The 22,905-nt window shown below is 58.5% G+C and carries 19 protein-coding genes; 10 read left to right on the forward strand and 9 right to left on the reverse strand.

The features are described 5' to 3' along the window. The first annotated feature begins 294 nt into the window (after positions 1-294). From fruB to fruA, 3 genes are read left to right on the forward strand one after another with little or no spacing between them, the layout of a single operon-like run. The gene (gene fruB / locus G5306_RS02755) at positions 295-1,395 is read left to right on the forward strand and encodes a fused PTS fructose transporter subunit IIA/HPr protein (RefSeq protein ID WP_323875405.1); all 1,101 of its coding nucleotides are present in this window, start codon (positions 295-297) and stop codon (positions 1,393-1,395) included. Continuing rightward, positions 1,395-2,384: a 1-phosphofructokinase gene (gene pfkB / locus G5306_RS02760; RefSeq protein WP_421312325.1), complete on the forward strand. Its 990-nt coding sequence runs from the start codon at positions 1,395-1,397 to the stop codon at positions 2,382-2,384. The genes fruB and pfkB overlap by 1 nt, the downstream gene beginning before the upstream one ends. After that, positions 2,381-4,105 (forward strand): PTS fructose transporter subunit IIBC, encoded by a 1,725-nt coding sequence (gene fruA / locus G5306_RS02765; RefSeq protein WP_421312326.1) that lies wholly within the window; start codon positions 2,381-2,383, stop codon positions 4,103-4,105. Before pfkB ends, fruA begins: the two co-directional genes overlap by 4 nt. 101 nt (positions 4,106-4,206) lie before the next feature. On the opposite strand, the gene G5306_RS02770 is transcribed toward fruA, so the two are convergent. After that, positions 4,207-4,458, reverse strand: coding sequence for a DUF1289 domain-containing protein (locus G5306_RS02770; protein ID WP_216953548.1), 252 nt, complete (start codon positions 4,456-4,458; stop codon positions 4,207-4,209). Positions 4,459-4,607: 149 nt separating this feature from the next. On the opposite strand from G5306_RS02770, the gene mltA reads away from it, so the two are divergent. Beyond that, on the forward strand, positions 4,608-5,759 hold the full coding sequence (gene mltA, locus G5306_RS02775; RefSeq protein WP_421204889.1) for a murein transglycosylase A: 1,152 nt from the start codon (positions 4,608-4,610) through the stop codon (positions 5,757-5,759). 98 nt (positions 5,760-5,857) lie between these two features. Here the strand turns inward: mltA and G5306_RS02780 are convergent. The 6 genes from G5306_RS02780 to ubiG all read right to left on the reverse strand — a co-directional run bounded on the left by G5306_RS02780 (position 5,858) and on the right by ubiG (position 13,040). Then, positions 5,858-7,077 (reverse strand): IS3 family transposase gene (locus G5306_RS02780; protein WP_421312327.1). Its coding sequence is split into 2 segments (ribosomal slippage): positions 5,858-6,729 and positions 6,729-7,077, totalling 1,221 coding nucleotides; the frame shifts between segments, so codons are not numbered across the junction. A gap of 125 nt (positions 7,078-7,202) precedes the next feature. Next, positions 7,203-7,526: a class I ribonucleotide reductase maintenance protein YfaE gene (gene yfaE / locus G5306_RS02785; RefSeq protein WP_421312329.1), complete on the reverse strand. Its 324-nt coding sequence runs from the start codon at positions 7,524-7,526 to the stop codon at positions 7,203-7,205. Continuing rightward, the gene (gene nrdB, locus G5306_RS02790) at positions 7,523-8,656 is read right to left on the reverse strand and encodes a class Ia ribonucleoside-diphosphate reductase subunit beta (protein ID WP_005336708.1); all 1,134 of its coding nucleotides are present in this window, start codon (positions 8,654-8,656) and stop codon (positions 7,523-7,525) included. Before nrdB ends, yfaE begins: the two co-directional genes overlap by 4 nt. 80 nt (positions 8,657-8,736) lie before the next feature. Beyond that, a complete protein-coding gene (gene nrdA / locus G5306_RS02795; RefSeq protein ID WP_216962818.1) occupies positions 8,737-11,004 on the reverse strand; it encodes a class 1a ribonucleoside-diphosphate reductase subunit alpha in 2,268 nt (755 codons plus the stop codon). Positions 11,005-11,628: 624 nt separating this feature from the next. After that, positions 11,629-12,324, reverse strand: a complete 696-nt coding sequence (locus tag G5306_RS02800) for an HAD family hydrolase (RefSeq protein WP_421312330.1) — start codon at positions 12,322-12,324, stop codon at positions 11,629-11,631. After that, positions 12,324-13,040, reverse strand: a complete 717-nt coding sequence (gene ubiG / locus G5306_RS02805) for a bifunctional 2-polyprenyl-6-hydroxyphenol methylase/3-demethylubiquinol 3-O-methyltransferase UbiG (RefSeq protein ID WP_421312332.1) — start codon at positions 13,038-13,040, stop codon at positions 12,324-12,326. The genes G5306_RS02800 and ubiG overlap by 1 nt, the downstream gene beginning before the upstream one ends. Before the next feature lie 198 nt (positions 13,041-13,238). Between ubiG and gyrA the strand changes: the two genes are divergently transcribed. Beyond that, entirely contained in the window at positions 13,239-15,986 is a 2,748-nt protein-coding gene (gene gyrA, locus G5306_RS02810; RefSeq protein WP_421312333.1) for a DNA topoisomerase (ATP-hydrolyzing) subunit A, read from the forward strand. Positions 15,987-16,091: 105 nt separating this feature from the next. On the opposite strand, the gene G5306_RS02815 is transcribed toward gyrA, so the two are convergent. Then, the gene (locus G5306_RS02815) at positions 16,092-17,489 is read right to left on the reverse strand and encodes an alpha-amylase family protein (protein WP_421312334.1); all 1,398 of its coding nucleotides are present in this window, start codon (positions 17,487-17,489) and stop codon (positions 16,092-16,094) included. A gap of 262 nt (positions 17,490-17,751) precedes the next feature. Here G5306_RS02815 and G5306_RS02820 point away from each other — a divergent pair, with 262 nt between their 5' ends. Then, entirely contained in the window at positions 17,752-17,907 is a 156-nt protein-coding gene (locus tag G5306_RS02820; protein ID WP_005336695.1) for a hypothetical protein, read from the forward strand. 179 nt (positions 17,908-18,086) lie between these two features. Here the strand turns inward: G5306_RS02820 and G5306_RS02825 are convergent, their stop codons facing one another. Continuing rightward, positions 18,087-19,142: a PA0069 family radical SAM protein gene (locus G5306_RS02825; protein WP_005336693.1), complete on the reverse strand. Its 1,056-nt coding sequence runs from the start codon at positions 19,140-19,142 to the stop codon at positions 18,087-18,089. 173 nt (positions 19,143-19,315) lie between these two features. Between G5306_RS02825 and G5306_RS02830 the strand changes: the two genes are divergently transcribed. The 4 genes from G5306_RS02830 to rpmI all read left to right on the forward strand — a co-directional run bounded on the left by G5306_RS02830 (position 19,316) and on the right by rpmI (position 22,901). Then, positions 19,316-19,903: a tetratricopeptide repeat protein gene (locus G5306_RS02830; protein WP_227342860.1), complete on the forward strand. Its 588-nt coding sequence runs from the start codon at positions 19,316-19,318 to the stop codon at positions 19,901-19,903. A 233-nt stretch (positions 19,904-20,136) separates the two neighbouring features. Beyond that, positions 20,137-22,065: a threonine--tRNA ligase gene (gene thrS, locus G5306_RS02835; RefSeq protein WP_421312336.1), complete on the forward strand. Its 1,929-nt coding sequence runs from the start codon at positions 20,137-20,139 to the stop codon at positions 22,063-22,065. A 21-nt stretch (positions 22,066-22,086) separates the two neighbouring features. Continuing rightward, the gene (gene infC / locus G5306_RS02840; protein ID WP_156852818.1) at positions 22,087-22,617 is read left to right on the forward strand and encodes a translation initiation factor IF-3; all 531 of its coding nucleotides are present in this window, start codon (positions 22,087-22,089) and stop codon (positions 22,615-22,617) included. An 86-nt stretch (positions 22,618-22,703) separates the two neighbouring features. Then, positions 22,704-22,901, forward strand: coding sequence for a 50S ribosomal protein L35 (rpmI, locus tag G5306_RS02845; RefSeq protein ID WP_005300673.1), 198 nt, complete (start codon positions 22,704-22,706; stop codon positions 22,899-22,901). Positions 22,902-22,905: the final 4 nt, after the last annotated feature.

The following is a 22,905-nucleotide window of genomic DNA, read 5'->3' on the forward strand; positions in this document are numbered from 1 at the left end:
TGGCTCTGTTTGAGTTGCAAGGCCCACGGTCACTGCCGGGTGAGGGCACCGAAAAGTGTGCGCGGGATCATATCATTGAAAAGCACTCTTTGTGGGTACTTGATCAATTCGCTGAAACGATTCAGTCTGAGTGTAAGTGAAACGATTCAGCCTGTCAGCAACGAAGAGACCCAGTGGCCTGAAAATCAGGCTCCGATCACAGTCAACCGTGTTCGGGTCTATTGTCAGCTGGCGAGTTACCCGAATGTTCAATTGTGACGTACCGGCGCGGCCGGAACCTGATGGAGAGTCTCTATGTTGAAGTTGGCGCGAGAGCAGATCTTGCTGGGACAGTCGGTGGCAACCAAGTCGGACGCCATTGCCCTGCTGGCAGGCAAACTGACCGAAGCTGGTCTGGTGGAAGCGGGCTATGTGGATGGGATGCTGGCTCGTGAAGCGCAGCATGCCACCTATCTTGGCAGCGGCATCGCCATTCCCCACGGCACCACCGATACCCGTCATCTGGTGAAGAGCACAGGCGTCATGGTGGCCCAGTTCCCCAATGGTATCGAGTGGGATGAGGGGCAGATCGCCTATGTCGCCATCGGCATCGCCGCCAAGTCCGACGAGCATCTGGGCATTTTGCGCCAGCTCACCCATGTGCTGGGTGACGAGCAGGCGGCAGCTCAGCTCAAAGAGGCCACCGATGCCGACACCATCATCAACATCCTGACCGGTGCGACTGCTGCCAAAGAGGTGCAATACCTGACTCTGGCTGACTTCCCGGCCGATGATCGCGACCAACTGCTGCTGGGAGCAGCCGCCCGCGCCAAATCGGCGGGCTGGGGCGATGCCGCTATGGTGAGCGCCCTGCTGGCAAGCGATCCCGCCTATCTGGGCGAGGGCGTCTGGCTGGCCCGGGCGCAAGCGGCCCAGACTGGCTGGGTGCTGGCAACGCCCAACAGCGAACTTCGCGCAGGGGAGCTGCCGGTCAGCGCCATGCTACTGTTGTGCGCCGCAGATAGCGGCCATCTGCCGCAGCTGGAGAATCTGGCCAAACTGGCGGCTGCCGGTCAGCTGGCGACGCTGGCGGGCAATGACGCTCTGGCCATGCTGCAAGCTGGTCCTGCGAGTGGTCTTTCCGAAACCTTCACCATCATCAACCCCCACGGTCTGCACGCCCGCCCGGGCGCCATGCTGGTCAAGGTGGCCAAAGAGTTTGAATCAGACATCCGGGTTGCCAATCTGGATGGCAGCGGCGAGGCAGTCTCCGCCAAGAGCCTGATGAAGGTGATCGGCCTTGGGGTCAAGTGCGGTCACCGTCTGGCGTTTCGCGCCGAAGGGGCTGATGCCGAAGCGGCTCTCAAGGGGATCGGTGAGGCGATCGCCGCAGGTCTGGGCGAGGGGGCGCATTGATGAAGATTGTTACCATAACCCTCAATCCGGCCCTTGATCTCACTACTCGCCTCGAGGCAATGAGCCTGGGTGAGGTCAATCTGGTGAGCGAGGCCAACCTGCGTGCCGCAGGCAAGGGGATCAACGTCGCCATGGTGCTCAAGGACTTGGGCCGCGAGGTGGGGGTGACCGGCTGGCTTGGCGCAGACAATGAACAGAGTTTTGTCTCCCTGTTTGCCGAGCGAGCGCTGGATGATCACTTTGTGCGCGTCGCGGGCAGCACCCGCATCAACGTCAAGATCTCCGAGCAATCCGGTCGGGTCACCGATCTCAACCTGCCGGGGCTCACCATCCAGCAAGGGGAGGTGAGCGAGCTGGAGCAGGCCATCGACGAGCTGGCTGCGCATGCAGAGTGGTTTGTGCTGGCGGGCAGCCTGCCCAAAGGGGTGGCTCCCGATTACTGCACCCATCTGATCCGTCTGCTCAAGGCCAAGGGCAAGCAGGTGATCTTCGATTGCAGCGGCGCGGCCTTAAGCGAAGGGATCAAGGCGGCACCGACCCTGGTCAAACCCAATCTGGAGGAGCTGAGCCAGTGGGCGGGCCGCCCGATCAAGACGCTGAGCGAGCAGGCCGAGTGTGCCCGCACGCTGCAGGCAAGCGGCATTCCCAACGTGGTGATCTCCAACGGCGCCGATGGCCTTATCTGGTTTGCTCCGGATGCCGTCTGGCAGGCCATTCCGCCGCGGATGCAGGTGGTCAGTACCGTGGGTGCCGGCGATTCGCTGGTGGCCGGTCTTGCCCATGGCCTGAGCCTTGGCTGGGCGCCGGAGCAGACCCTGCGGCTGGCCACCGCCGTCTCGGCCTTGGCGGTCAGTCAGGTCGCGGTCGGCTTTGACGATATCAATGTGCTCAACCCTTTACTTGAACAGGTGCGCGTAGAGCGTCTGGATGCGCTGGCACCGGTTCAATGCCATACCCCCTCAATGGAAAACTCAGGAGATGCCCAATGAAAGCAATCTTGGTTACGGCTTGCCCGGCGGGCATTGCCACCAGCTTTCTCGCTGCAAAACGGATAGAACAGCAGGCCAAACTGGCTGGCTGGGAACTCACCCTCGACGTCGGCTCCAGCGTGCAGCCCCGCCAAGTACCGAGCAAGGAGCAGATTGCCGCCGCCGATCTGGTGCTGGTTGTCGCCAGTGCCCCGGTGGATCTCGCCGCCTATGATGGCAAGCGAGTCTATCAGGGCAGCATGGATCTCGCCCAGCAGGATCCGGCCGCCTTGCTGGAAGCAGCCACCAGCGGTGCCAGCGTCTATCGTCATCAAGCCGCTCCCGCAGCAGCTAAACCCGCCGCCGCTGGCAAGCGCATCGTGGCAGTGACAGCGTGCCCGACTGGCGTTGCCCACACCTTTATGTCGGCAGAAGCGCTGGAGGCCATGGCCAAACAGCTGGGTTATCAGATCCGCGTCGAGACTCAAGGCTCGGTCGGTGCCCAGAATGCCCTGACTGCCGAGGAGATTGCATCTGCCGATCTGGTATTCCTCGCCACCGATATCGAAGTGGACATGGCGCGCTTTGACGGTAAGCCGGTCTATCGTACCAGCACGGGCGCGGCATTGAAGAAAACCCGCGCCGAACTCGACAAGGCGTGGAACGAGGCGACACTCTATCGCCACAGCGGTGCCAGCCAGCCCAAGAAAGAGGAAAAAGCCGGCCCCTACAAGCACCTGCTGACCGGTGTCTCCTTCATGCTGCCGATGGTGGTGGCGGGTGGCCTTATCATTGCGCTCTCGTTTGTGTTCGGTATCGAAGCGTTCAAGGTGGAAGGCACCCTGGCTGCTGCCCTGATGAAGATCGGTGGTGGCTCCGCCTTTGCCTTGATGATCCCGGTGCTGGCCGGTTACATTGCCTACTCCATCGCTGACCGCCCGGGTCTCGCTCCCGGCATGATCGGCGGCATGCTGGCAAGTTCGCTGGGCGCCGGTTTCCTCGGCGGCATCGTGGCCGGTTTCCTCGCCGGTTACAGCGCCAAGTACCTGAGCGACAAGGTGCGCCTGCCGGTGACCCTGGAAGCGCTCAAGCCCATCTTGATCATTCCGCTCTTTGCCAGCCTCTTTACCGGCCTGGTGATGATCTACGTGGTGGGTGGCCCGGTGGCTGGCATCATGAATGCCATGACCGAGTTCCTCAACAACATGGGCTCTGCCAACGCCGTGCTGCTGGGTGTCATCATCGGGGCCATGATGTGCTTCGACATGGGCGGCCCGGTCAACAAAGCTGCTTACGCCTTCGGTGTCGGCCTGCTGGCCTCCAAAACCTATGCCCCGATGGCAGCGGTCATGGCCGCTGGTATGGTGCCGGCACTGGGCATGGGGATCGCGACCTTCTTGGCCCGCTCCAAGTTCATCAAGGCGGAGCAGGAAGCGGGTAAAGCCTCCTTCGTGCTGGGCCTGTGCTTTATCTCCGAGGGGGCCATCCCGTTTGCCGCCAAGGATCCGATGCGCGTTATCCCAGCCTGTATGATTGGCGGCGCCCTGACCGGTGCGCTCTCCATGCTGTTCGGCTGTGAGCTGATGGCACCCCACGGCGGTCTGTTTGTGCTGTTCATCCCGCACGCCATCAGCAATGTCATGATGTATATCGTGGCCATTGCAGCAGGCTCGCTGCTGACCGGTGTCTCCTACGCCATGCTCAAGCGCGGCGAAGAGCAGGCCAAGCTGGCCACGGCATAAGCCTCGCCACCCGGCAAGACGTCATAACCAAGAGCGGCCTGCGGGCCGCTTTTGGTTTTGTCGGGAGGACAGGTAACCTGTGAGGGGAAGATAGGGAGTGGTTAAAACTCCCAGCCTTGTTGTTCTGGCAACTGGGGTTGCGCTCCTTCCAGCGCTTTGCGCCGCGCAGCCTCAACCCGCGCCTTGCGGGCGCGACACAGACGCATTACATCCTGTTGCTGGGCCGGGCTCATTTTCTGCCAGTTGAAACGCTCCTCGCGATTGCGCAGGCATCCTTTGCAATAGCCCTTGTTGTTCACCTCGCAGACCCCGATACAGGGGCTCTGCAACGGGAATATTTCGAGCTGTTCCATCCATTACCTCGCATATCCTGTCACCTTGTTATAACCCAGCATCCTCCCTTTGGAGAAATCTCTCTTCAAGTGATTGATGTCGTTTGCTTTCCCCCTGCAAATTTGGCATCTTGCCGCCGAGCAGGACTCTTGGTGTTAAATGAGGACATATGAACAAACACGGATTCTGGCTGGCCGCGATAGTGCTGGGGTTGGCCGGGTGTGCGGGTAACTCTGACAAAGCAGAGGTGCCCAAAAAACAGACTGATGACAGATGTTTTCTCAACTGCGAGGTGCCGGAAAATCTGGGCAAGCAGTATCTGGACGGTACCTTGCCGGGGGATCTGGTGCGGGTCGAGCGGGTCAACAGTCGTGCCAGTGTCGATTACAGCAAGTTTGGCCCCCAGAGTCGCATTGTCATGCAGCGTTCAGGGCGGATGGCGAGCCGTTATGGTGAACTATATCGTCTGCTCTCCCGCTGGGTAGCGAACGGCGGCAATCCGGCCGACATCACCCGTTACGGCATCAGCCTGGCCCAGCTGGGCGGTGCGGATCGGATGGGCAACGTGCTCTTTACCGGCTACTACTCGCCGGTGCTGGAGGTGCGTCACCGCCCGGATGCCGAGTATAAGTACCCCATCTATGCCATGCCCAACTGCGGCAGCCGTTGTCCGACCCGGGCACAGATCCACCAGGGCGCCCTTGCCAACCGCGGGTTGGAGCTGGGTTACAGCAAATCCCTTATCGACAACTTCCTGATGGACGTGCAGGGATCGGGCTTTGTTCACTACGGTGACGACGATAGGCTGCAATATCTGGGCTACAGCGGCAAGAACGGCCACGGCTATGTGAGCATTGGCCGGGTGCTGATTGACCGCGGTGAAGTGCCCAAGGAGCAGATGTCGATGAAGGCCATCAAGGAGTGGGCCAACCAGCAACCTGAGCACAGGGTCAAGGAGCTGGTAGAGCAGAACCCCTCCTATGTCTTCTTCGAGCGTCGCCCGACTAATGATGTGATCGGTGCCGCCGGTATCCCGCTGCTGCCGCTGGCGGCCGTCGCTGCCGACAAGACCCTGCTGCCGATGGGTACCCCGATCCTGGCCGAAGTTCCCTTGCTCGATAAAGAGGGCAACTGGACCGGCAAGCACCAGCTGCGCTTGTTGATTGCGCTGGATGTGGGCGGGGCGGTGAAGAAGGGTCACCTCGATCTCTACCACGGCATGGGTGAGAAGGCAGGTGTCGCGGCCGGTCACTACAAGCACTTTGGCCGTGTCTGGAAGCTGGGCCTGCACCACGGGCCGACTGCTGCCCCCTGGTTGTAATACTCTGAGGGTTTGGGCGTCTGTAATCGGGCGCTCGAGCAAAGATGAATATCTAGTCCTGAAATAGGTTTACACATTTTCAACTAGCATTTCTCTACTCAGAACCCCCTATGTACCGCATCGGGGGTTCTGTATTTCAATGCATGATGCGGCCGCTCCTCGTTGTAAATATCTACCGCTTCACGCACCATTTCCCGCGCTTGCGCCAGGTCCTGTGGGCTTTGCAACAACAACTCTCCTTTCAAAATCCCGTTCACCCGCTCCGCCAACGCATTCTGATAACAGTCATACCCATCCGTCATCGAACATCTCACCCCGTACCGTTCATGCAATGACTGATACAGCCCCGAGCAATACTGCACGCCGCGGTCTGAGTGATGGATTAGCTCCCCGCTGCCACACCGTTGCTTCAGGGCTTTCCTGAACGCCATCGCTACCGACTCGGCATGCATTCCTTCGTGTACGTGATGGCCCACTATCTTGCGTGAGTACGCATCCGTCACCAGGCTCAGGTACAGCGGCCCGCTCCTGGCTGGCAGATAGGTGATATCAGCGACCCAGACCTGCTCCGGGGCCACCGGTGTGACCTGCCCTGGCCCCGCCTTGAGCAAGTTGGGATGACGGTAGAAACGGTGAAAACTGTGGGTGGTCTTGTGATACGCCCGCTTAGGTTGCACTAGCAGGCGGTGCTCGGCCAATATCTGAAACAGCCTGTCCCGCCCGACCTTGAGCCCGCCATCATCCTGACCCTGCAGCAGATAATGTAGCTTGCGAGTGCCCACCCGAGGTTGTCGCAGTCGAACCTGACGTACGAAGCGCACCACCTGCAATCCCTGTGCATGGCGCTCGTCGGCGACCCGATTGCGCTTGTAGTAAGCCTGCCGGCTTATCCCCAGAAACAGGCAAGCCCTGACGATGGTCAGCTTCTCGACTTGCCGCTGCGAGAGGACTTGCCGGGTCGCTTTTTTACGATGGAGACGCCGTAGTCATTCTTCAGTACATCGACGACGGCCTCAAAGAACTGGGCCTTCTGGCTCATCAGCGCCAGCTGTTGCTCGAGTTCCTTGATGCGCTGTTCGGGCGTCTGGTTGTCGGGGTCAGGCATGGTGATGCTCCTGCCGGCACGTACAGAAGCCCCCTGGCTCCAATCTTGCCGACCATGTTTACGCAACCATACCAGAACGGTGGAATGGCCCTGAATGCCATATCGGGCTTGTGCTTGCTGGCAACTGAGCTCGCCTTTTTCAATCTGCTCGACCAGTGCCAGTTTAAAAGTCAGCGAGTAATCGCGCTGTGTCCGTTTCACACCTTGTCCCATCGGGTTCTCCATTTATTGGGGGGAAAGGTGTAAACCATATTCAGGACGGGACAGAAGAGACAAAAAAGCCGCCGGATTGCTCCGGCGGCTTTCTATTTTGTGCGAGTTGCCAGTCTGTGGCTGCGTCAGCTCTTCTGGATATCCAGCCGGATGGCGCCGACCGGTGTGCAGCAGCAGGGGAGGCACTCCCCCTGGGCGACAAATGCCAGCGGCACATTGGGGTAGTGCACCTTGCCAGCCATCAGCGGAGTGCGGCAGGCGCCGCAATAGCCGCTGCGACACTGGAACTCCACATGATGACCATGGCGCTCCAGGGTCTCCAACACACTTTCGCCGGGATGGGCGTGCAGCACGGCACCATCCCGGGTATGTACCCGTGGTGCCACGACCGCATGCTGTTCGGCAGGTGCGTGCGGGGCAGGGGTCAGCGTGTTGGTGGCGTCACTCACAGCTCGAAATCACCCAGGTCGTCGGCATTGACTTCGCTGTCGATCTGACCGACCAGATAGGAGCTGACCTCTACCTCTTGCGGGGCGACCTGCACGTTGTCGGATGACAGCCAGGTGTTGATCCAGGGGATCGGGTTCTGCTTGGTGCCGGCAAAGGCTGGCTGCAGGCCGACTGCGCTCATGCGCAGGTTGGTGATGTACTCCACATACTGGCAGAGGATGTCCTTGTTCAGGCCGATCATGGAGCCGTCCTGGAACAGGTACTCGGCCCACTCTTTCTCCTGAATGGCCGCTTCCTTGAAGATCTCGAAGCAGGCCTGTTCGCACTCGGCGGCGATCTCGGCCATCTCCGGGTCATCCTGGCCGGTGCGCATCAGGTTCAGCATGTGCTGGGTGCCGGTGAGGTGCAGCGCTTCGTCGCGGGCGATCATCTTGATGATCTTGGCGTTGCCTTCCATCAGTTCGCGCTCGGCGAAGGCAAAGGAGCAGGCGAAGCTGACGTAAAAGCGGATCGCTTCCAGCGCGTTGACGCTCATCAGGCACAGATAGAGCTTCTTCTTGAGCTCGCGCAAGGTGATGGTCACCTCGCGGCCCGCGACGGTGTGTGTCCCTTCACCATGCAGGTTGTAGAGAGCGGTCGCTTCGATCAGGTCGTCGTAGAAGTGGCTGATGGAGCCAGCGCGCTTCAGGATCTGCTCGTTGGTCACGATGTCGTCGAACACTTGGGCGGGAGTGTTGACGATGTTGCGGATGATATGGGTGTAGGAGCGAGAGTGGATAGTCTCGGAGAACGCCCAAGTCTCAATCCAGGTTTCCAGCTCCGGAATGGAGACCAGCGGCAGCAGCGCCACGTTGGGGCTGCGTCCCTGAATGGAGTCCAGCAGGGTCTGGTACTTCAGGTTGGAGATGAAGATGTGCTGCTCGTGGGGGGGCAGGGCCTGATAGTCGATACGATCACGGGAGACATCCACCTCTTCCGGGCGCCAGAAGAAGGAGAGTTGTTTTTCGATCAGCCGCTCGAACACTTCGTGCTTTTGCTGGTCATAACGGGCTACGTTGACCGATTGGCCAAAAAACATCGGCTCTTTGAGCTGGTCGTTTTGGGTTTGGCAGAAAGTTGAATAGGCCATGGTTACCAGAATATCTGTATGGAGAAAACAGGAGAGCGGGAGCTTGTCGCTCCCGCCCGGTTATCAGATCTTGCCGTGACTTAGATTTTGCAAGCCCCGCCAGCACAACCGTCATCTTGCAGATCGGTCTGGGCATCGTCCGCACCATCACGGGTGTTGTGATAGTAGAGGGTCTTGAGGCCGTATTTGTAGGCGGTCAGCAAATCCTTCAGCAGCTGCTTCATCGGCACCTTGTTGCCTTCGAAACGGGCCGGGTCGTAGTTGGTGTTGGCGGAGATCGCCTGATCCACAAACTTCTGCATGATACCGACCAGCTGCAGGTAGCCGTCAACGCTCGGTTGCTTCCAGAGCAGTTCATATTGATCTTTCAGGCGATCATACTCGGGCACCACCTGTTTGAGAATGCCGTCCTTGGAGGCCTTGACCGAGACCAGGCCGCGCGGCGGCTCGATGCCGTTGGTGGCGTTGGAGATCTGGCTGGAGGTCTCGCTCGGCATCAGGGCGGTCAGGGTGGAGTTGCGCAGGCCAACAGACTTGATCTCTTCGCGCAGGCTTTCCCAATCCAGATGCAGCGGCTCGTTGCACAGCGCATCCAGATCCTTCTTGTAGGTGTCGATCGGCAGGATGCCCTGGGCATAGGTGGTCTCGCCAAACAGCGGGCAGGGGCCGAATTCACGGGCCAGCTGCACGGAGGCTTTCAGCAAATAGTACTGGATCGCCTCGAAGGTGCGGTGAGTCAGGGCCAGACCGGAGCCGTCAGAGTAGCGGGCACCGTTTTTGGCCAGGTAGTAGGCGTAGTTGATGACGCCAATCCCCAGAGTACGACGACCCATGCTGCCACGCTTGGCGGCGGCAATCGGGTAGTCCTGATAGTCGAGCAGGGCATCGAGGGCACGCACGGCTAGATCGGCCATCTCTTCCAGATCTTCCAGCTTGTCGATGGCACCCAGGTTGAAGGCGGAGAGGGTGCACAGGGCGATCTCGCCGTTCTCGTCGTCGATGTTGTTGAGCGGCTTGGTCGGCAGCGCAATCTCGAGGCAGAGGTTGGATTGGCGTACCGGCGCCACGCTCGGGTCGAACGGGCTGTGGGTGTTGCAGTGATCCACGTTCTGGATGTAGATGCGACCGGTACCGGCACGCTCCTGCATCATCAGGGAGAAAAGGTCTACCGCTTTCAGAGTCTTCTTGCGAATGGCCGGATCCTGCTCGTACTTGACGTAGAGCTCTTCAAACTTGTCCTGATCGGCGAAGAAAGCATCGTACAGACCCGGCGCATCGGACGGGGAGAACAGGGTGATGTCACCGCCCTTGATGAGGCGCTGGTACATCAGCTTGTTGATCTGCACGCCGTAGTCCATGTGACGAACACGGTTCTCTTCCACGCCGCGGTTGTTCTTCAGCACCAGCAGGCTTTCCACTTCGGTGTGCCACAGCGGGTAGAACAGGGTGGCCGCACCGCCGCGCACGCCGCCCTGGGAACAGCACTTCACGGCAGTCTGGAAGTATTTGTAGAAGGGGATGCAACCGGTGTGGAACGCTTCGCCGCCACGGATAGGGCTGCCCAGACCGCGGATGCGACCGGCGTTGATGCCGATACCGGCGCGCTGGGAAACGTAACGCACGATGGAGCTGGCGGTGGCGTTGATGGAGTCCAGGCTGTCGTCGCATTCGATCAGTACGCAGGAGCTGAACTGACGAGTCGGGGTGCGCACGCCGCTCATGATCGGGGTCGGCAGGGAGATCTTGAAGGTCGAGACCGCATCATAGAAGCGCTTGATGTAGTCCAGACGGGTATCTTTCGGATACTTGGAGAAGAGGCAGGCCGCAACCAGCATATAGAGGAACTGCGGGCTCTCGTAGATCTCGCCGGTAACGCGGTTCTGGACCAGATATTTGCCTTCCAGCTGTTTGACTGCCGCGTAGGAGAAATCCATGTCGCGCCAGTGATCCAGATGGGTGTTCAGCTCTTCGAATTCGGCCTGGGTGTAGTCTTCCAGCAGGTGCTTGTCGTACTTGCCCATGTCCACCAGACGAGCCACGTGCTGGTAGAGGTGGGGCGGTTCGAACTGGCCATAGGCCTTCTTGCGCAGGTGGAAGATGGCCAGACGGGCTGCCATGTACTGGTAGTCCGGGGTCTGCTCGGAGATGAGGTCAGCCGTTGCCTTGATGATGGTTTCGTGAATGTCGGCGGTACGGATACCGTCATAGAACTGGATGTGGGATTTGAGCTCTACCTGGGAGACCGACACGTTGTCGAGCCCTTCGGCGGCCCAGTCCAGCACGCGGTGAATTTTATCCAGATCGATGGGTTCTTTGTGTCCGTTACGCTTCGTCACAAACAAGTTCATTGGCTGATGACCTTCAGTTGATTCCCGAAAAACCATCGCACAATGACACCACCCCTGGCCCCAGCGATGTGCAGGTATTGGGTAGAGATTGTGCGATGAATCACAAGATGTAGTGTTATTTTAAGTTCGAGCTACAAGATAGTGAGGTCAGCCCGCCATTGCAATGTGTGGATAAGTGACGAGCTGTGGATAAATTGTGAGTCTTGCCCCATCAGTTAGTGACCGCTCACAGTGAGCGGGTTTTCATTCGTCCGCTCCGCTAAAAGCAAGTCTCCCGATCGAAGATGGAAAATTTAAATAACTTTTTTTGCTTGCGAAACGGGGGGCTTTTTACTAGCAAACGGCGGCTGATTATCCCTTATGCAACAAGGGTCAAAAGCTGTCCAGTTGTCGCAGCCGCGGGCTCAGCGTGGCAAGGGCTTTGCATCAGATGACGGTGGTTTGTGGCCGCTTTGTGACGGTTGTGAGCGTGTCAAATGGGTATCCAATAGACTGTAAGCTGCCTTTATTATCCATGAATAGACGAGTGATGGTGGCGCAGGACGCAGGAGCGTAAAGGAAGAGATGCAAGGGGCGGAGAGTCTCTTCGCCCCGTTATCGCATATCAGCCGGTAAGGCTGCGCGTTACGCATTGGCCGTCAACTCATAGCGCAGCCAGTGGTGCAGCGCCTGCACGGTATCAAAGTGCAGATCGGCGCCCCACTGGGCAGGATCTTCCTCATCATTGAGATAGCCCCAGCCAGCGACCGCAGTGCGCATGCCAGCATTGCGGCCCGCTTCGATGTCGCGCACATGATCCCCCACATAGAGGCAGTGAGCTGCTTCGACCCCCAGCTTCTCGCAGGCAAAATACATGGGGGCAGGGTCGGGCTTGCGTACCGGCAGGGTATCGGCGCTGACGGTGACGCCGCAGTTGGCAAGCTGTGGCAGAGCCGCCAGCAGCGGCTCGGTGAGAAAAGCTGGCTTGTTGGTGACGATGCCCCAGGGCAGATGCTTCTCGTTGAGCCACTCGATGAGATCCACCATCCCCTCATAGGGGCGGGTACCGACGCAGAGATTGGCGGCGTAGTAGTCGAGCAGGGCATTGCGCAGGCGGGTGGCCCCCAACTCTTCCAGCAGATCGTCGCCGAGCCCCGCCCTGAGCAGCCCGAGGGCGCCGTGGGAGGTGGTCTGGCGAATGATCTCGTCAGAGAGCGGTGCAAAGCCTTCGCTTATCAGCACGTGATTGACGGCGGCCCCCAGATCCGGGGCTGTGTCGAGCAGGGTGCCATCCAGATCGAACAGCACGCAACGAAGAGGCAGCAGGTGAGAGGAGCTCATCAACCGTGCTCCGGGCGGACAAACTCCACCATATAGTTGACGTCGACATTTTTGCCGAGCTTGAACTGGTTGGTGAGGGGGGCGTAGTGGACGCCGCTCATGTCCCGCACCAGCAGGCCAGCTGCTTCCCCCATGCGACACAGTTCGGCCGGGGTGATGAATTTTTTGTGATCGTGGGTACCCTTGGGCACCATCTTCATCAGGTATTCGGCCCCGATGATCATCATCAGATAGGATTTGGGGTTGCGGTTGATGGTGGAGACGAACACCCGGCCGCCCGGGCGCACCAGGGTAGCGATGGCGCGCAGCACGGAGGCGGGGTCCGGCACATGCTCCAGCATCTCCATGCAGGTGACCACGTCATACTGGCCCGGTACTTCGGCGGCATGGGCTTCGGCAGTGATCTGGCGGTACTCGAGCTCGACACCCTGCTCAAGGGCGTGCAGGCGGGCGACGCCGAGGGGTTCCTTGCCCATGTCGATGCCGGTGACCCTGGCACCACGGCGGGCCATGCTCTCGGAGAGAATGCCGCCACCACATCCGATATCGAGAATGCGCTTGCCAAACAGACCGCCACTTTTGTCGGTGATCCAGTCAAGGCGTACCGGATTGATTTGATGCAGGGGTTTGAATTCACCTTCCATGTCCCACCAGCGGGAGGCGATGGCTTCAAACTTGGCGATTTCTATCAGATCGACATTGGCATCACTGTTCATTTTTCGAAGATCCTGTGGCAGGGCGCCCGCTTCTGAGTCATGGGCGCAATCTATTGTCCTGGCGGGCATTATAACGGACGGACTTTGTCACACCAGCCCGATCTGATACCCGATTTGTGGCTTAAGGTATTTGGCTCAGTGTGTTACCATGTCGCGCTGTTTAAGCCAAAGAACAACTAATTAGGGATAAGGCTTTCTATGAGCGATCTGGCCAGAGAGATCACGCCGGTCAACATCGAAGAAGAGCTCAAGAGTTCCTATCTTGATTACGCCATGAGCGTGATCGTAGGACGAGCTCTGCCGGATGTGCGTGATGGCTTGAAACCGGTTCACCGCCGCGTTCTGTTTGCTATGAACGAGTTGGGGAACGACTGGAACAAGCCCTATAAAAAATCGGCCCGTGTGGTCGGTGACGTAATCGGTAAATATCACCCGCACGGCGATAGCGCTGTGTATGACACCATTGTCCGGATGGCGCAGGATTTCTCCATGCGTTACATGCTGGTCGATGGTCAGGGCAACTTCGGTTCAGTCGACGGCGACAGCGCCGCGGCGATGCGTTATACCGAAGTGCGGATGGCCCGCATCTCCCACGAGCTGCTGGCTGATCTGGACAAAGAGACCGTGGACTGGGTGCCGAACTATGACGGCACCGAGATGATCCCGGCGGTCATGCCTACCAAGGTTCCCAACCTGCTGGTCAACGGCTCCTCCGGTATCGCGGTGGGCATGGCGACCAACATTCCGCCTCACAATCTCACCGAGATTGTCAATGGCTGCCTGGCGCTGATCGAAAACGGCGACCTCACCATTGACGAGCTGATGACCTACATCACCGGCCCGGATTTCCCCACCGGCGGCATTATCAACGGTCGTTCCGGCATCGTGCAGGCGTACCGTACCGGTCGTGGCTCCATCTATGTGCGGGCCAAAGCTGAAGTGGAAGTGGACGAGAAGACCAGTCGCGAGACCATCATCGTTCACGAGATCCCCTATCAGGTGAACAAGGCTCGACTGATCGAGAAGATCGCCGAGCTGGTCAAAGAGAAGAAGATAGAGGGCATCAGTGCCCTGCGCGATGAGTCTGACAAAGACGGCATGCGCATCGTTATCGAGATCAAGCGCGGCGAGTCCGGCGAGATTGTGCTGAACAATCTCTACAAGCACACCCAGATGCAGACCACGTTCGGCATCAACATGGTGGCGCTCGATAACAACCAGCCCAAGGTGATGAACCTTAAAGAGATCCTTGATGCGTTCCTGCTGCACCGCCGTGAAGTGGTGACTCGCCGGACCGTGTTCGAACTGCGCAAGGCGCGGGATCGGGCGCACATTTTGGAAGGTCTGGCGGTTGCGCTGGCCAACATTGATCCCATCATCGAGCTGATCCGTCACAGCGCGACCCCGGCCGACGCGAAAGCGGGCTTGGTTGCCAAGGGCTGGGAACTCGGCAACGTGGCCGCCATGCTGGAAAAAGCGGGCGACGACGCAGCACGGCCTGAGTGGCTGGAGCCGGAGTTCGGTATCCGTGAAGGTCAATACTTCCTGACCGAACAGCAAGCCCAGGCCATCCTTGACCTGCGTCTGCACAAGCTGACCGGCCTCGAGCACGAGAAGATCCTGGAAGAGTACCAATCTCTGCTGGATCTAATCGCCGAGCTGCTGCACATCCTGGCGAGCCCGGCTCGTCTGATGGAAGTGATCCGCGATGAACTGCTGGCTGTGCGTGAGCAGTATGGCGACGAGCGTCGCACCGAGATCAGCATGTCCAGTGCCGAGATCAACATCGAAGATCTGATCACCCCGGAAGACGTGGTGGTTACCCTGTCTCACCAGGGCTATGTGAAGTATCAGCCGCTCTCCGACTACGAGGCCCAGCGCCGCGGTGGTCGTGGCAAGTCGGCCACCCGGATCAAGGAAGAGGACTTTGTGGAGCGTCTGTTGGTGGCCAACACCCACGACACCATTCTGTGCTTCTCTACCCGTGGCAAGGTCTACTGGCTCAAGGTTTACCAGCTGCCGGAAGCGTCCCGTGGCGCCCGTGGTCGTCCGATCATCAACCTGCTGCCGCTGGAAGAGGGTGAGCGTATCACCGCTATCCTGCCGGTGAAGGAGTATGACGCCGAGAAGTATGTGTTCTTCGCCACCGCCAACGGTACCGTGAAGAAGACCAGCCTCTCTGACTTCAGCCGTCCGCTCTCCTCCGGTATTCGTGCCATCAACCTCAAAGAGGGTGATGAGCTGATCGGGGTGGATATCACCGATGGCAGCAACGAGATCATGCTCTTCTCCGACGCGGGCAAAGTTGTTCGCTTCGCGGAAGGCAGCGGTCGCGCTGATGCCGATGTCAGCGATGATGTTGAAACCGACGACGATGCTGGCAACGACGATGATGGCAACGACAACGGCGAAGGCACCGAAACCAAGGGTACCTTCAAGGGGGTGCGTCCCATGGGTCGTACCGCGGCCGGTGTGCGCGGCATCAAGCTGGGCGCCGGTGACAAGGTGGTTTCCCTCATCGTTCCGCGCGGCGAAGGTGCCATCCTCACCGCCACCGAGAACGGTTACGGCAAGCGGACTGCGTTGGCCGAATACCCGACCAAGAGCCGTGGTACCCAGGGCGTTATCTCCATCAAGGTGGATGAGCGTAATGGCAAGGTGATCGATGCGATCCAGGTCGAAGATACCGACCAGATCATGCTGATTACCAACGGCGGTACCCTGGTGCGTACCCGTGTTGCCGAGGTGAGTGTCATTGGCCGTAACACCGGCGGTGTCCGTCTGATCCGTACCGGTGAAGACGAGACCGTGGTTGGCCTGCAGCGTATCGCCGAGAGCGACGAAGACGAGAACGACGCTTTGGCCGTTGACGGTGAGGTATCTGAAGGTACCGATACCGCGACCGGCACTGATGCGGTCGATGCAGGGGAAGCGGGCGAGGAGTAATCGTCACCTGTTCCGAGCAACGTCTCTGATAAAAAAGAGCGACCCTGGTGGTCGCTCTTTTTATTTGTCTGCTTTTTATGACTCTACGCTGCTCTTACGGCTGGATCACTCCTGCAGCCACATTCTGGCGCTGCGGGCGGGAATGGCGACCCGTACCCACTGGCTCTGCACGTTGACCACGGCACCTTGGTCGAGCACGTCCCGGTAGTTGCGATACCAGTTCATCTCGAACCTGGCGGTATCGAGCCAATACTCCTGCTCATAGTCGCACTTGTTGATACCGACCAGCCCCTGTTTGCCCCGTTTGAACAGCACGAAGCAGTCACCGCTGCCGATCAACTGCATCGGTTGACCCTGCACCGCATTGTGGAAGCGGATCATCCCCTTGAGATCGGCGCGCTGGTAGTAATCCTGCCAGCGCAGTCCATCCTTGGCCTGGGTCTCGCCGTGATCCGAATAGACCAGCGGCGAGCCACCATCGCGGCCGAGCAGGTAGGCATAGGCCAGCTTCTCGTCAGTCTGGCTTAAGATCTGATAGCGGAAGCCGTCGTTGGTGGGGATGTCGTGGGTCACGGCAAAGGTGACGGCGCGACTGCCCGGTAGCGCCTGACCGTAGGCGCCCGGATCCGCCAGCAGGTTCATGCTGCCGCCATACCCCAGCGCGCCGCGCAGGGAGGCAAACAGCGGAAAGTCATAGGCTCCCTGACCGCTACTGTCGAGGTAGGGTTGGAGAAAGCGCTCGTAATCGGTGCTGCCTGCGCCCCCAGTGGTGAGCACCTCGCCAAACACGTGCATCCCCTGTTTGATTTCGGGGGTGAACACGGCATTGATCTGGTAATCGCTCATGTGTTTGACCGCATCGACCCGGAAACCCTTGATCCCCATCCCCTTGAGCGCCTTGAGATAGGCCTGTTGCTGGCTCACTACCCAGTTGTTGGGATCCAGGTCCGGCAGCCCCTTGTCACCGGCACTGCCACAGAGTCGCCAATACTGGACATGACCCGGATCGCTCCAGTCGCTGATGCACCCTTCCGGATGAAAATCCTGACCGGAGAGGAAGTTTTGCCCCAGATCGCCAAACAGTTTCTGGCGCTCGAAATAGGCCGGGTTGCTGGCGTAGCTTTGCAGCAGCTCGTTGCCGGGATAGTTGAGGTCCTGGCGTTTCCAGCTTTCGTTGGCCATGTGGTTGAGCACCACATCGGCATAGACGGCGATGCCCCGCGCCTTCATGGCGGCGATCAGCTGCTCGAGATCCTGCTTGTTGCCAAGAGGGGAGTCGACAAGGCGCAGATCCTGCGGTTGGTAACGGGCCCACCACTCGTTGCCGGAGGACTTGAGAGGTGGCGAGATGAGTACCTGTTTGTAACCGGCTGACTTGATAAGGTCGGCTTTGGCGGTCACTTCACTGTACTTCCAGTTGAAGGCGTGCAGTATGACGTCGGCGTGCGCCAAGGGGGCGATCAGCATGCCTGCGATCGCCCATATTCCCGCTGTGTGTTTCATTATTGTGTCCCTGTTTTTATAGATGCCTGAATGGGCAAGCCAGCTTTGGCGGGAACAGGGTGGGCTGCAATCCACAACCTGCAGATTTGTGACCGCTTTCAGGATGATTCCGCCGAATATGTGAACTGTTTCGGCTTTTCCTTGTCACGGCCAGTTGCCTTTTTACAAGTGATTTTTTTGTCATTTCCCTGTCATTCCCAGTCGCTATCCTGCCGGGCGAGTGGTGGGTTGTTGCCATCACCTTCACCGTCAGGAGCTGCATATGACCAGTTGGATCACGTGGGAAATTTGGTGGAGCCGGGTATGGGGCGAATCAGAGGTGCCGCAGTATGAAGAGGATGAGCACGAAGTGGCTCATGAACCCTCGCGACTACCGGTTGAAATGGTGCAGCAGGGTCGGGATCAGCGCGCAGGCTAAGGCGCTAACACAGCCTTTACCGGATTGCGCGATCTTGTGGCGACATGGCTACTTCGTTGGCCAATTTGGAAAATTAGGAAAGCGGGTTTTCCACAGGATGTATCGCGGCATATCTTCCTCTCGACCTCTTGGCAGGCAAGGGCTCTGTGCCTGATGCGTGAAGGGCGTGAGCAGGGGGATTAGAAGAGCGACAGCTGCTCCCCGGGGCGGATAAACCCATCCAGCCTGAGCTGAATATGGCGTTTGCCCAGATCAAGTCGTTTGCTGATAAGGCGAAAGCGCTGGGCCAGCAGATCGGCAAAGTGCCCCTCACCGCGCATGCGGGTACCGAAGGCGGTACTGTTGAGCCCGCCACCGCGGCTGGCTCGCAACTGATTCAAAATAGCCTCCTTCTGGCCCGGATAGTGGGTATCGAGCCAGTCACCAAATAGCGGCGCCAGCTCGTGGGGCAGGCGCAGCAGAATGTAATCGGCGCAGCTGGCGCCAGCCTCGGCAGCCGATTTGATGATCTGCTCCAGCTCCGGCTCATTGAGCCGCGGGATCATGGGGGCGGCCAATACCCCCACCTGTATACCAGCGTTGGCCAGCTTTTCGATCACTTTCAAGCGGCCGGTGCCCGTGCTGGCGCGGGGCTCCAGCTGTCGCCGCAGGGTTTCGTTCAAGGTCGTCACCGATACCATCACCTGACACAGTCCCTCTCTGGCCAGCTCGGTCAACAGATCGAGGTCGCGCAAGATCATGGCGCTCTTGGTAATGAGTCCGACCGGATGGCGGTGGGCCAGCATCACTTCCAGCAACTGCCGGGTGAGGCGATAGCGCTGCTCGATGGGTTGATAGGGGTCGGTATTGGCGCCAATGAAGATGGTCTGTGGCTGATAGGCCGGTTTGGCAAACTCCCGACGCAGCAGATCGGCTGCATTGCGTTTAGCAAACAGCTTGCTCTCGAAATCAAGACCAGGGGAGAGTTCCAGATAGGCGTGACTGGGTCTGGCATAGCAGTAGATGCAGCCGTGTTCGCACCCCTGATAGGGGTTGATGGAGCGACCAAAGGGGACATCCGGCGAGCTGTTGTAGCTGATGATACTGCGTGCATCGATCTCCCGCACCTCGGTGCCAGGCACAGAAGAAGTGAAGGCGGCATCCCAATCGGACGATTGCCAGCCGTCATCGACCGCTTCGACAAGGGGGCCGCTAAAACGGTGATCGATATTGTTGGGGCTGCCTCGTCCTGCCATGGTGTGCACCGACACTGTTTATACATACAGTTATTTTGCAGGTACCCCGGATAAATGACAACAACTGCTGATCGACCGGGTGCAAAAAGGGTTGTCGTAGGGATCTCTTGCTTGATCGCAACGCTACATTTCGTTTACATAGACGAAATGAGAACTGGATCACGGAAATCATCATGAGCCCCACCACTTCCCGTTGGCTGTTTATCGGTCTGTTTGCGCTGGTTATCTGGCGTCTGCTTCCGCTCTCCACCGAGCAGGAGATGGCTGCCGCCAACCGTGCCTGGCGTACCGGTCACTTTGATGAGGCGACCCGGATCTGGTCGCCACTGGCCGATCAAGGCCAACCTCGGGCGCAAGCCCTGATGGGCTGGAGTCATGAGGTGGGGCAGGGGAGCGAGCAGGATATCCATCAGGCCATCAGCCTCTATCGCCAGTCGGCGCAGGCAGGAGATCCCTTCGGCCAATATCGGCTGGCAGAGCTCTATCTGCGCGGTGTCGGGGTCAAGCGAGATCTGCGCCAAGCCTTTCACTGGATGGAGCAGGCTGCCCGCAATGGTGATGTCCCGGCCATGCTGAAAGTCGGTGTGCTTCATCTGATGGGGGTCAGCGGCAGGGTCGATCTGGCTCAGGCGAAACAGTGGCTCTATCAGGCGGCACAAAAGGGCAACAAGCTGGCGCTTCAGGTGCTGCAAGAGCTGGCGCTGGCAGAGGAGGGGAGCAGTGACTTTGACTTCAACTGGCAATCCCTGCTTGGCGAATAGTCGGTAGGCGACTCATTTGACTGTAGAAAATATCTGCAAATCCGATACAGCACGCCCGACTTCTGGTAGCATGGGGGCCGTTTTGGCTTGGTTTGTCATGTTAGACATGCTGTTTGCGTGTCAGGCCGTCTTCGCAAAGTGCTGTGGAGAACCAGAACATCACCTTTTTGAATCTCTTTTCCATCCCGCATGTGACCTTTGGTAGGGGTCACCACTGTATAAGGAAACACATAATGCCAATCATTACTCTGCCTGACGGCAGCCAACGTCAATTTGCCCACTCTGTTTCCGTCATGGATGTGGCTGCGGACATCGGTCCCGGTCTCGCCAAGGCGTGCATTGCCGGTCGGGTAAACGGTGAACTGGTGGATGCATGCGAGCTGATCGAAGCCGATGCTGCGCTGGCCATCATCACCGCCAAAGACGAAGAAGGTCTGGACATCCTGCGCCACTCCTGCGCTCACTTGCTGGGTCATGCTATCAAGCAACTCTGGCCCCAGACCAAGATGGCCATCGGTCCTGTCATCGACAACGGCTTCTACTATGACGTTGATCTTGACCGTACCCTGACCGATGAAGATCTGGCTGCCCTGGAAGAGCGCATGCTGGCGCTGGTAGCCAAGGATTACGACGTCATCAAGAAGAAAGTCTCCTGGCAAGAAGCGCGCGATGTATTCGAGGCGCGCGGCGAGTCTTACAAAGTCGAAATCCTGGATCAGAACATTGCCCGTGATGACCAGCCAGGTCTCTATCATCACGAAGAGTACATCGACATGTGTCGCGGCCCGCACGTGCCCAACATGCGTCACTGCCACCACTTCAAGTTGCTGAAGATGTCCGGCGCCTACTGGCGTGGCGACTCCAACAACAAGATGCTGCAGCGTATCTACGGTACTGCCTGGGCTGACAAGAAGCAGCTCAAGGCTTATCTGCAGCGTCTGGAAGAGGCCGCCAAGCGCGACCACCGCAAGATCGGCAAGCAGCTCGACCTGTATCACATGCAGGAAGAAGCACCCGGTATGGTGTTCTGGCACAACGATGGCTGGACCATCTTCCGTGAGCTGGAAACCTTTATCCGCGGCAAGCTCAAAGAGTACGACTATCAGGAAGTGAAAGGTCCGTTCATGATGGACCGCGTCCTGTGGGAGCGTTCAGGTCACTGGGAGAAGTATGCCCAGGCCATGTTCACCACCCAGTCCGAAAACCGCGAGTACGCCATCAAGCCGATGAACTGCCCGGGTCACGTCCAGATCTTCAACCAGGGTCTGAAGTCCTACCGCGACCTGCCGCTGCGTATGGCCGAGTTTGGTTCCTGCCACCGCAACGAGCCGTCCGGTTCCCTGCACGGTCTGATGCGGGTGCGCGGTTTCACTCAGGATGACGCTCACATCTTCTGTACCGAAGAGCAGATCATGGAAGAGGTCTCCGGCTGTATTCGTATGGTCTATGACGTCTACGGTACCTTTGGCTTCGAGAACATCGTGGTCAAGCTCTCCACTCGTCCCGAGCAGCGTATCGGCTCTGACGAGATGTGGGATCGCGCCGAGAAAGCGCTGGCCGAAGCGCTGGAGCTCAACGGTCTGAAGTACGATCTGCAGCCGGGTGAAGGGGCGTTCTACGGACCGAAGATCGAATTTACCCTGCACGATTGTCTTGATCGTGCGTGGCAGTGTGGTACCGTGCAGCTCGACTTTGCCCTGCCGGGCCGTCTGGGCGCCACCTATGTAGGTGAAAACAACGAGCGCCACGTGCCAGTCATGATCCACCGTGCGATTCTGGGCTCCATTGAGCGCTTTATCGGTATCCTGACTGAAGAGTACGCAGGCCTGTTCCCGGCCTGGCTGGCTCCGACCCAGGCAGTGGTCATGAATATCACCGACAATCAGGCCGAATATGCAGTGAAAGTAGCCAAAGCATTGAATGATGCGGGCCTTCGTGCAAAAGCGGACTTGAGAAATGAGAAGATTGGCTTTAAAATCCGCGAGCATACTTTGAAGCGAGTACCTTTCATGCTGGTCTGTGGCGATAAAGAAGTTGAAGCCGGCCAGATTGCAGTACGTACTCGTAAAGGGGCTGACCTGGGCACTTATCCTGTTGAAGAGTTCATCGCTCTGTTGACCCAGGAAGTTCAGACCCGCGGACAAAAGAAAGTGGAGGAATAAGCTATAAAAGGCGGAAAAAAACTGGGCAAGCAACCGCAAGCCCGCGCTCACCGGATCAATGAAGAGATCCGTCTGAAAGAAGTTCGTTTGGCTGGTCTGGATGGCGAAGCACTTGGCATCGTCTCTATCCAGGAAGCACTGAACTTGGCCGCTGAGGCCGAAGTGGATCTGGTCGAGATCAGTCCGAACGCTGAGCCGCCCGTTTGCCGGATCATGGATTACGGCAAATTCCTCTACGAAAAGAGCAAAACCACCAAAGAACAGAAGAAAAAGCAGAAAGTCGTCCAGGTTAAGGAAATCAAATTCCGTCCTGGCACTGACGAAGGCGACTATCAGGTAAAACTACGCAACCTGGTTCGCTTTCTGGAAGACGGGGACAAGGCTAAGGTCACCCTGCGCTTCCGTGGTCGTGAAATGGCACACCAGGAACTTGGTATCAAGGTTCTGGAGCGCGTCAAGAACGATCTGGAAGAGTTGGCCGTAGTCGAATCGTTCCCGAAAGTCGAAGGCCGTCAAGCTGTGATGGTTCTCGCACCTAAGAAGAAATCTTAAGGCCCACAAGAAATTGACTCATGGGGCTCGCTCCATGAGTCGGTTCGCCTTGCGATTTTGTTGTCACTCACAATGCGGAGTATGAAATGCCGAAGATGAAAACCAACCGGGGCGCCGCAAAGCGCTTCAAAAAGACTGGCTCAGGTCGCTTCAAGTGCAAGCACAACCACCTGCGTCACATCCTGACCAAGAAGAGCAGTAAGCGTAAGCGTCAGCTGGGACCGAAGTTCTTTGTTTCCGCTGCCGACCACAAACGTGTTGTCGCTTGTCTGCCGTACGCATAAGGGG

The sequence above is a fragment of the Aeromonas sp. 603404 genome, from assembly GCF_049171775.1.
Classification (GTDB): domain Bacteria; phylum Pseudomonadota; class Gammaproteobacteria; order Enterobacterales; family Aeromonadaceae; genus Aeromonas; species Aeromonas veronii_A.

What these genes read in the sequence shown, in the direction of transcription:
- G5306_RS02815 (WP_421312334.1), bottom strand. Translation starts at nt 17,489, where the DNA reads ATGAAACACACAGCGGGAATATGGGCGATCGCAGGCATGCTGATCGCC.
- fruA (WP_421312326.1), top strand. Translation starts at nt 2,381, where the DNA reads ATGAAAGCAATCTTGGTTACGGCTTGCCCGGCGGGCATTGCCACCAGC.
- thrS (WP_421312336.1), top strand. Translation starts at nt 20,137, where the DNA reads ATGCCAATCATTACTCTGCCTGACGGCAGCCAACGTCAATTTGCCCAC.
- G5306_RS02820 (WP_005336695.1), top strand. Translation starts at nt 17,752, where the DNA reads ATGACCAGTTGGATCACGTGGGAAATTTGGTGGAGCCGGGTATGGGGC.
- gyrA (WP_421312333.1), top strand. Translation starts at nt 13,239, where the DNA reads ATGAGCGATCTGGCCAGAGAGATCACGCCGGTCAACATCGAAGAAGAG.
- ubiG (WP_421312332.1), bottom strand. Translation starts at nt 13,040, where the DNA reads ATGAACAGTGATGCCAATGTCGATCTGATAGAAATCGCCAAGTTTGAA.
- G5306_RS02800 (WP_421312330.1), bottom strand. Translation starts at nt 12,324, where the DNA reads ATGAGCTCCTCTCACCTGCTGCCTCTTCGTTGCGTGCTGTTCGATCTG.
- G5306_RS02830 (WP_227342860.1), top strand. Translation starts at nt 19,316, where the DNA reads ATGAGCCCCACCACTTCCCGTTGGCTGTTTATCGGTCTGTTTGCGCTG.
- nrdB (WP_005336708.1), bottom strand. Translation starts at nt 8,656, where the DNA reads ATGGCCTATTCAACTTTCTGCCAAACCCAAAACGACCAGCTCAAAGAG.
- rpmI (WP_005300673.1), top strand. Translation starts at nt 22,704, where the DNA reads ATGCCGAAGATGAAAACCAACCGGGGCGCCGCAAAGCGCTTCAAAAAG.
- G5306_RS02825 (WP_005336693.1), bottom strand. Translation starts at nt 19,142, where the DNA reads ATGGCAGGACGAGGCAGCCCCAACAATATCGATCACCGTTTTAGCGGC.
- nrdA (WP_216962818.1), bottom strand. Translation starts at nt 11,004, where the DNA reads ATGAACTTGTTTGTGACGAAGCGTAACGGACACAAAGAACCCATCGAT.
- fruB (WP_323875405.1), top strand. Translation starts at nt 295, where the DNA reads ATGTTGAAGTTGGCGCGAGAGCAGATCTTGCTGGGACAGTCGGTGGCA.
- pfkB (WP_421312325.1), top strand. Translation starts at nt 1,395, where the DNA reads ATGAAGATTGTTACCATAACCCTCAATCCGGCCCTTGATCTCACTACT.
- G5306_RS02770 (WP_216953548.1), bottom strand. Translation starts at nt 4,458, where the DNA reads ATGGAACAGCTCGAAATATTCCCGTTGCAGAGCCCCTGTATCGGGGTC.
- mltA (WP_421204889.1), top strand. Translation starts at nt 4,608, where the DNA reads ATGAACAAACACGGATTCTGGCTGGCCGCGATAGTGCTGGGGTTGGCC.